Raw genomic sequence first — 2164 nt, 5'->3', positions numbered from 1 at the left:
TGTCAGGGCTGTGAAGAAAAACAAAAAGAACGCCTACATCGGGGGCAAGGAATTGCTTATGGTGTATTTCAAACGATACATCCCCCCGGTTTTTTACTATCTGGTCAACAAGGTGAACCCCACCTGAAACAGGGGTTTTGCCGTAATGAACCCATTCAAATCATTCAGCTAAAAACAGGAGAGGAGAGGGAGCTATGAAAAATTATCTAATTTGCGGGATCCAGCAGATCGGCATCGGTGTTACCAGTTTACCGGAGGCCTGGCAATGGTACATTACCCATTTCGGGATGGATATCCGCATGTTTGAGGAGGCAGCCTATGCCGAATATATGCTTCCCTACACGGGCAACCAACCCCAGAAACGCCACGCCGTGCTGGCTATCAACTTGCAGGGTGGGGGCGGCTTTGAAGTGTGGCAGTATGCCGACCGCAAGCCGGTTTACCCCTCCTTTACCCCGCAGCTGGGCGACCTGGGCATTTTTGCCTGCAAAATGAAATCCTTCGATGTGACGGCCACTCATGCCCGCCTTAAAGGGCAGGGGCTGGAGGTAACACCCCTGCAGAAAGATCCCGGGGGTGAAGCCACCTTCTTTATTACCGACCCCTGGGGAAACGTATTTCAGTTTGTGAAGGGCAGCAAGAAGTTCTATGACGAAGGCAAGGACAGCGGCGGCGTTCATGGCATCGTTACCGGTGTCAGCGATGCCGATAAGGCCATTCAGTTCTATTCGGGCATCCTGGGCTTCGATCAGGTGGTGTACGACATGACGGGTACCTTTGAAGATCTGGCTGGACTGCAGGGCGGCCAGCAGCAGTTTCGCCGCGTGTTGCTCAGCCATAGCAAGCCGTTTAAAGGGCCTTTCAGCAAGATGTTCGGCCCGGCAGCCATTGAACTGGTGCAGGCCCTGGAGTCAACACCCCGTAAAATTTACGAAGGTCGGTTCTGGGGCGACCCGGGATTCATCCAGCTCTGCTTCGACGTACAGGGCTTCGATGCCCTCAGGGATTATTGCAAGGCCAGCGGCAACCCTTTCACCGTCAACAGCCAGGAAAAACTCAGCCAGAGCTTCGATATGGGTGAGGCTGCAGGACACTTTGCCTATATTGAAGACCCCGACGGAACCCTGATCGAGCTGGTGGAGACCCATAAGATCCCTGTCGTGAAAAAGCTGGGCTGGTACATCAACCTGGACAAACGAAAAATGGGTAAACCCCTGCCCACATGGATGCTCAAAACCCTGCGCTTCAACAGGGTGAAATAAACCTGGAAAGGTTCCTGCGCTCAGTGAAAGCTATCCGATTGTCTTTTTAGGGTAAAAGCTTTCAGCAATGATTTCAAAAATATCCCTTTGAAAGGGAGTCTTCAGGCTTGTTTCCAGTTGACGGCAGGTATTAGGAAAACCAAAAACCTCCAGAAGAAATGGATTATAGAAGAAAAGACGCTGATCCGCCCCTGTGCACCGAGGCTTGGGGCTGGCGCTACCACCACCTGGGCATTCCAGTGGAAACCCTGCAGGAAGGGGAAAGGTATCTTCCGCATTTGAAATTTTTTGTTTCAGGATTTGACACCAGCCCCTTTGGGGTGGAGTGGATGCGCTTTGAGGCCGACTGCCCCATCCATCCCCTCATTCAAAAAGTGCCCCACCTGGCCTTTGAGGTCGATGACCTGGACCATGAACTGGAGGTGCGCGGACTGGAGATCCTGACGCCTCCCAATTCACCCGGCGAAGGGACCCGCGTTGCAATGGTGGTGCATAATGGCGCTCCTATAGAATTGATTGAATTCGAAAAATCATCAGGGGAGGATTAAACGATGAACCTTGAAGACCTTGGATACAATGCCCAATGGGCAGCAGCAATGAATGAATTTGAACCACGCGGACTGGAGGCAGGACGCGTGATGGCCGAACACCGCGATCGCTATGTGGTGGCCACCACCCGCGGAGCCTTCGAAGCTGAACTCTCTGGCAATATGCGCTTTACGGCACAAAGCCGGGAGGACTTCCCCGCCGTGGGCGACTGGGTGGCACTGGCCGTCTTCGAACCCGATATGGCCACCATCCACAACCTCCTGCCCCGGCAGTCGGTCATCAAGCGCAAGGCTGTGGGGCATTCCTCCGAAGTGCAGGTCATCGCCGCCAACATCGATTTCGCCCTCATCGTC

General features: G+C 53.7%; 3 protein-coding genes. All 3 read left to right on the top strand.

The window, feature by feature from the left end; genetic code table 11:
* Positions 1-194: 194 nt before the first annotated feature.
* A complete protein-coding gene (locus tag V2I46_13890) occupies positions 195-1262 on the top strand; it encodes a VOC family protein (GenBank protein ID MEE4178591.1) in 1068 nt (355 codons plus the stop codon).
* Positions 1263-1420: 158 nt separating this feature from the next.
* Positions 1421-1810 carry a hypothetical protein gene (locus tag V2I46_13885; protein MEE4178590.1) on the top strand — a complete coding sequence of 130 codons (390 nt, stop codon included), beginning with the start codon at positions 1421-1423 and terminating at the stop codon, positions 1808-1810.
* Positions 1811-1813: 3 nt separating this feature from the next.
* A partial coding sequence (locus tag V2I46_13880; GenBank protein ID MEE4178589.1) for a ribosome small subunit-dependent GTPase A occupies positions 1814-2164 on the top strand: 351 nt, incomplete at its 3' end.

It is taken from the genome of Bacteroides sp. (genome assembly GCA_036351255.1).
GTDB lineage: Bacteria > Bacteroidota > Bacteroidia > Bacteroidales > UBA7960 > UBA7960.
Note: the sequence above shows the minus strand (reverse complement) of the source record. Positions and strands in the feature narration are given on the sequence as shown.